6 protein-coding genes are annotated in these 6,224 nt (G+C 60.1%); 2 read left to right on the top strand and 4 right to left on the bottom strand.

The genetic code is table 11. From position 1 onward, the window contains the following. Positions 1-303 precede the first annotated feature (303 nt). Both Q0X21_RS03360 and guaB read right to left on the bottom strand, forming a co-directional pair. Positions 304-1,518: a GuaB3 family IMP dehydrogenase-related protein gene (locus Q0X21_RS03360; RefSeq protein WP_297850327.1), complete on the bottom strand. Its 1,215-nt coding sequence runs from the start codon at positions 1,516-1,518 to the stop codon at positions 304-306. Between the two features lie 3 nt (positions 1,519-1,521). Then, positions 1,522-3,045: an IMP dehydrogenase gene (guaB, locus tag Q0X21_RS03355; RefSeq protein WP_297850326.1), complete on the bottom strand. Its 1,524-nt coding sequence runs from the start codon at positions 3,043-3,045 to the stop codon at positions 1,522-1,524. A gap of 221 nt (positions 3,046-3,266) precedes the next feature. Between guaB and Q0X21_RS03350 the strand changes: the two genes are divergently transcribed. Beyond that, on the top strand, positions 3,267-3,638 hold the full coding sequence (locus tag Q0X21_RS03350) for a DUF5319 domain-containing protein (RefSeq protein WP_297850325.1): 372 nt from the start codon (positions 3,267-3,269) through the stop codon (positions 3,636-3,638). A 40-nt stretch (positions 3,639-3,678) separates the two neighbouring features. On the opposite strand, the gene Q0X21_RS03345 is transcribed toward Q0X21_RS03350, so the two are convergent. Together Q0X21_RS03345 and Q0X21_RS03340 are read right to left on the bottom strand one after the other, a co-directional pair. Continuing rightward, positions 3,679-4,602 (bottom strand): hypothetical protein, encoded by a 924-nt coding sequence (locus tag Q0X21_RS03345; RefSeq protein ID WP_297850324.1) that lies wholly within the window; start codon positions 4,600-4,602, stop codon positions 3,679-3,681. 76 nt (positions 4,603-4,678) lie between these two features. After that, entirely contained in the window at positions 4,679-5,266 is a 588-nt protein-coding gene (locus Q0X21_RS03340) for a sigma-70 family RNA polymerase sigma factor (protein WP_297850323.1), read from the bottom strand. Between the two features lie 469 nt (positions 5,267-5,735). Between Q0X21_RS03340 and Q0X21_RS03335 the strand changes: the two genes are divergently transcribed. Continuing rightward, positions 5,736-6,047: a WhiB family transcriptional regulator gene (locus tag Q0X21_RS03335; protein ID WP_297850332.1), complete on the top strand. Its 312-nt coding sequence runs from the start codon at positions 5,736-5,738 to the stop codon at positions 6,045-6,047. Positions 6,048-6,224: the final 177 nt, after the last annotated feature.

Below are 6,224 nucleotides of genomic sequence, written 5' to 3'. Positions count from 1 at the left end.
TTCTGCGCGATGTCCTGGATCACCGTGAAGGTGGTCAACACCGTCGGCTTCTCCGCGGCCTCCTCTTCCGTCGCCGGTGCACAACCCACCAGCAGCATTGCCGCTGCGGCAAACGCTGCGAATCTCCGTGCTATAGCCATTTTCATCTCCCATCAGAACGATATTCCGTCATTGCAGTTTCTAAAGTACGTCTTGCCGTACTTTTATTTTCGTAAGACTACACCGCTTGACGAAGGTAAGCCAAACCAAAGAAAACCGCCCGGCGGAAAACCCACCAGGCGGCCGTAGAAGGAGCGCGGAAAACTACTGCGAGACGGTGATACTCACCTTCTGGAAGCTCTTGATGTCCGTGTAGCCACACTTCGCCATCGCACGGCGCAAACCACCGACGAGGTTGTAGCCACCCCACGTGCTCGTGGACGGACCATGCAGCACGGTCTCCAGGCTCGGACGATCAGCACCGCTCGCGGCAATGATGTCCTCGTGGGATGCGCCACCATCACGCGCCAGACCTGCCTCAACCCAGCCGTAGCCGTACTCGGTCTGAGTGATCAGGCCGCGCGGGAAGCGCGGGTGCGCGCTCTGAGACTGCCAGTAGAAGCCGTGTCCAGCAGCCTCGGCTGCAGCAGCGAGCGGCTGCCCCAGCATGACCGCATCCGCACCACAGGCAACGGCGCGGGCGATTTCACCGCTAGTGTCAATGTCACCATCGGCGATCACGTGGACGTAGCGGCCCTCAGTCTCGTCGAGGTACTCACGGCGCGCCGCCGCAACATCGGCGATCTGGGTAGCCAGGTTGGAATCAATAGCCAGCGCCAGCGGCGAGGTGGTGGAGCCCTGTCCCACGATGATGCCGGCCGCACCAGCGCGCATCAGGTGCAGTGCAGTGGTGTAATCCGACACACCACCGGCAATGACAGGCACCTCGAGGGAACCAATGAACTCCTTCAGGTTCAGCGGCTCCCCACCCTCCTGGACATGCTCGGCGGAGATGTTCTCACCATGGATGAACAGCATCTCCGCACCAGCCTTCACCACAATCGGCGCCAGCTCGCGAGCGTTCTGCGGGCTCACACGAACAGCCACGGTCACGCCAGAGTCACGCACCTGAGCAATGCGCTCAGACAACAAATCCGTATCCAGAGGAGCAGCGTGCAGTTCCTGCAGCTCCGCCACGCCCGGCTGACGGAAGCCATGCACGTCCTGATCAGCGAACAGAATCGGCTCGATGACCTTCTTGATCGCCGCATCCAGGTCCGCGTGACGGCCCCACAGGCCCTCAGCGTTGATCACGCCGAGGCCACCCTGCTTGCCCATCTCAATGACAAATTCGGGGCTGGCCAGAGCGTCCGTCGGGTGGGAGACGAGGGGGAGGTCGAAGGTGTATGCGTCGATATGCCAGCGCAGATCAACATCCTTCGAGGAGCGCGTGCGGCGCGAAGGAACAATATTGATCGCGTTCAGGCCGTACGCACGACGCGCCTCGCGGCCAATGCCAATTTCAACGTAGTCGCGCATCTATTAACCCCTGTAGTTCGGTGCTTCGACGGTTTGCGTGATGTCGTGCGGGTGGGACTCACGCAGGCCAGCGGTAGTGATCTGAACAAAGCGCTTGGTCTGCAGCTCCTCGATGGAGGCGGAACCCGTGTAGCCCATCGCTGCACGCAGACCGCCCACGATCTGGTGGGTGATGGCATCTAGCTCACCGCGGTACGGCACGCGACCTTCGATGCCTTCCGGCACGAGCTTGTCCTCGCTGGTCACGTCTGCCTGGAAGTAGCGGTCCTTAGAGAAGGAGCGCTTCTCACCCGTCAGGCCACGACCCTGCATTGCGCCCATGGAGCCCATGCCGCGGTAGCGCTTGTACTGCTTGCCACCGACCACGACGATGTCGCCCGGTGCCTCAGCGGTGCCGGCGAGCATGGAGCCGAGCATGACGGACGATGCGCCAGCTGCGAGTGCTTTAGCCACATCACCGGAGTGCTGCATGCCACCGTCAGCAATGATGGGGATGCCAGCCTTGCGTGCCGGAACGGAAGCCTCGAGGATCGCGGTGATCTGCGGGGCACCGACACCAGCGACGACGCGGGTGGTGCAGATGGAGCCCGGGCCGATGCCAACCTTGATGCCATCAGCACCAGCGTCAACCATTGCCTGGGCTGCCTCACGGGTAGCCAGGTTGCCGCCGATCACGTCGATGCGGTCACCGAAGTCGCGCTGAACACGACTGACCATTTCAAGGACACGGTTGTTGTGCGCGTGAGCGGAGTCGACAATCAGGGCGTCAACGCCAGCCTCAACAAGCAGGCCTGCGCGCTCATAGGAGTCTTCACCCGTACCAATACCGGCAGCGACGAGCAGACGACCCTCCGCATCCTTGGAGGCGTTCGGGAACTGCTCCGTCTTCACAAAGTCCTTGACCGTGATCAGGCCTGTGAGCTTGCCAGCATCATCGACGATCGGCAGCTTCTCCACCTTATTGGCGGACAGGAGGTTCAGTGCCTCTTCCTTGGACACACCATCCTTTGCCACAACCAGCGGCATCGGGGTCATGACCTCGGAGACTGGGCGGTTGAAGTCACGTTCAAAGCGCATATCGCGGTTGGTGATGATGCCGGTGAGCACACCATTTTCATCCACAACTGGCAGGCCGGAAATGCGGAAGCGGGCGCAGAGCGCGTCGACGTCGTTAAGCGTCATGTCTGGCGTTGCCGTAACTGGGTCGGTGACCATGCCCGACTCGGAGCGCTTGACCACGTCAACGTGCTCGGCCTGGTCCTGCGCGGACAGGTTGCGGTGCAGCACACCAATGCCGCCCTGGCGTGCCATCGCGATAGCCATGCGCGACTCGGTGACGGTGTCCATCGCAGCCGAAGCGACTGGAATGCCCAGCTTGATATTGCGGCTGAACTGCGTGGAGGTATCTACCTCGCTCGGAACAATGTGGGACTCCGCCGGAAGCAGAAGCACATCGTCAAAGGTCAGACCACGGAACGCGATCTTGTTCGGGTCGTCGCCGCCGGTATGGATTCGTTCGCTGGACATGATCACTCGCTCCCTTTCTCCGCTGTGCGCGACGTGCGCTAAGAGGACTTTGGCACGTCACTGCGTGTACCCAAGTCAGCATACTGCGTGACGCAAATTAAGTGACAGCCCAGGTGGCCACTCCCCATCTGCTTCAGTGTGCATGTTTCCGTGCGAGCGCCCTGTGGAAGAAATCCCACGAAAATTGAACTTGGTCACGGGTGGGCAATAGGGTTGGAAGCGTGAATTTTGACTCCATGATGCCGCGCGACCCGTTCGCTGATGACCCCAACGACCCTGCGTCGTTCATCGAGGACGATGAAATCGTGGAGCCGCTGAGCCCGGAAGAAAGAGAAGGGGTCATGCGTGATTTGGCCCAAACCCGCGAATTCAAGGCTGTACTTCAGCCGCGTGGAATTTTGGGCATTCACTTCCTGTGCGAGGACTGCGAGGAAGTGCACTATTACGACTGGGACATCATGATCACGAACATGATTGCCAGCTTGCAGGGCGAACTGCCGCCTGTGCATGAGCCGAGCGCCCAGCCGAATCCGCTGGCGTATGTGCCGTGGGATTACGCGTTAGGCTTTCTCGACGGGCTCGACGCGCGCTAAACGCCTACTCCCCTGCGGGCAATTCCCGGACGAGGTTTTCCTACTGCGAGGATTGCGCGTCAGCCTGTGGTTGCGACGCGCCCAAGGACTTCGTTGTCGTAGGAATAGTCGGGGTCGTCGACGTTGCACGTGGGCTTGACGACGGCTCGGTCCCCCGCCCCGTCGTCGGCTGCGGTGCCTCTGTCACCGTGACCGTGTGGGTGACCGGATCCGGGGTGACGGTGACCGTCTCAGGCTTACGGCTGTCTTCCGGCCTGTCCTTCTTCGGCGGTGCCTTCGTGACAGTCACTGTGTCAGTCGCCTGCGGCGCCGGGACGACATCACGCTCGCGCTCATTGCGCTTTTGCTCACGGTCATCCTTCAAGGAATCCCGCAACTGCTCAATCAGCACGCGTGCGCCGGCAATATCGCCAGACTGGGTCTTATTATCGATCTCGTCCAAGGCGGTAGCGAATTCAACGACATCGGTACGCTCACCGAAGATCGCTTCCGAGGGCCCATAAAGAGCCGAGCCCGGCGTAGCGTTATACAGCGCTGCGCCAGTGCCAGCCACCATGACGGTTGCTGCGGCTGCGCCAACCAGGCCAGCCATCCATGGGCTGGTACGGAAGCGCTTCTCATCCTTCTGGGTATCCAGCTGGTGGCGACCACCACGACCCGATACACGGCGTGCGCGACGGTCTGCGAGCGAAACCACCGGGGTTTCCTCAGTGGCCATCTCAGCGCAAGCATCGCCTTCCAGTTCCGGTGCGGCCGGCATCGGCGCCTCGATTTCATCGCGGAGACCAAGCAGAAGGAATGCCAGCTCATCCGAACCAGCAGAAGGATCCACACCGCGAGACAGGTCAGTCAGAAATGCATCGCTTGCGAGCAGATCATCCATATTCTCAGCGTGCCCAATGATTTCTTCGCCGTGGTGCTGGCGTGGCTGCCCATCGCGGCCGCTGTTGAATTTCTGTCCCATGGCTACCCTCCTTGCTTTCAGATCGGTTCGCGTTTCCTCGTTGTGTATTTCAGCAATGCGCGGAAATCATCGCGCTTCAGCCAGATTGCTCTTGCTGGTGCTGCTCGGCTTCGACGGCTTTTCTCATCGTGGTTAGTGCCCGGTGCTGCGCAACACGCACTGCACCCGCGGTACTGCCGATGATTTCTGCTGTTTCTTCAGCGGAAAGTCCGACGAAGACACGCAACACAACGATTTCTCGTGCCTTCTCACTTAACAGATCGAGTAATTCACGCACTCTGTTACTTTCGGCATTCACCATCGCCGCATCTTCAGGGGTATGTCCCTGAAATTCCTGGTCAGGCATCTCATCGGTGGGGCTAGATTTATCCCTGGACAGCGCGCGATGGGCATCGGTGACCTTGTTGAAGGCGATGCCATAAACGAAAGCCATGAACGGCTTTCCTTTGTCCTCATATTTGTGGACGGAGGTGGCTACTGCCAGACAGATCTCCTGGGCCACGTCCTCTGCTGTTGGGGTGCGCCCGCCGCTGATACGTGCACGGGCATACCGCAGCACGGTCGGGTGAACGATCTGGATGATTTCCTTCAGCGCACGCTGATCGCCCTCCTGTGCACGCGGGACGAGGAGGGCGAGGCGATCGTCGGCATCTGCTGCAGCCACGTCTCTCCTTCGTGCGCTCGGTCGGGGGGCGAACCAGCCCGGTTTTTAATCGGTCTTTCGCAGCGTACGCCACGAAACCAGCTTCTTAGGCGTGTTTATCGTACGCGTTCTGCAGCGCCTTGCATAAAAAGGCACGACAGCTTCCACGCTCCCAAACAGTGTTAACCAGTGTGATTAGAGACACCTGATGAGAAAACTCACCGCAGGACACTAATAATTCACCGAGCTTTAACCTGCCGGGATTCCTACAGTTCACGGGCGTGCCACAGGTGCCAAAACCCTTAGTTCAAACTGTGTGACACCTGACAGAAACCCGTTGTTCACCCTTGCCTTGCACACTCCTATCTCGGTGCTTCACCACCCAGTATGCACCTGCGATGCACGGGAGCTTCCCACACATCTGGGCATAACGGGGACGAAGCAATGCTTTTGAGTCATACACCGAGGAGATCTTTTCAGCATGCCCACCATGTCCATGCCGCAGCAGCTGCCCGGACCGAACGCCGATTTCTGGGATTGGCAGCTCCACGGAGCTTGCCGCGGCGAGGCTTCCGATGTCTTCTACCACCCGGATGGGGAGCGCGGTCGTGCCCGCACCAACCGGGAGAACCGCGCCAAGGCGATTTGCTTTGGCTGCCCAGTCCTCGAGCAGTGCCGTGAGCACGCGCTCGCTGTGGCTGAGCCATACGGCATCTGGGGCGGCATGAGCGAATCCGAGCGCCAGGCCATCCTGCGTGGCACCGCAAAGCACCGCACCAGGGCAAAGGTCGCCGCAGTCTAGAAAACCGAAGACCCCGCAGCCCAGTTCACTCTAGAGGGCAGCGGGGACGATCATTGGCCTGAAAGATAAGATCAAGCCCGCCTTAGTGGCGGTCATTTGCGATGCTGAAAGCCAAGATCAGCTCGATGATCTTACGGGAATCAAGACCCTTCATCGGAGCCTCCTTTCTTGTAACTT

This window comes from uncultured Corynebacterium sp., assembly GCF_947253065.1.
GTDB lineage: Bacteria > Actinomycetota > Actinomycetes > Mycobacteriales > Mycobacteriaceae > Corynebacterium.
Note: the sequence above shows the minus strand (reverse complement) of the source record. Positions and strands in the feature narration are given on the sequence as shown.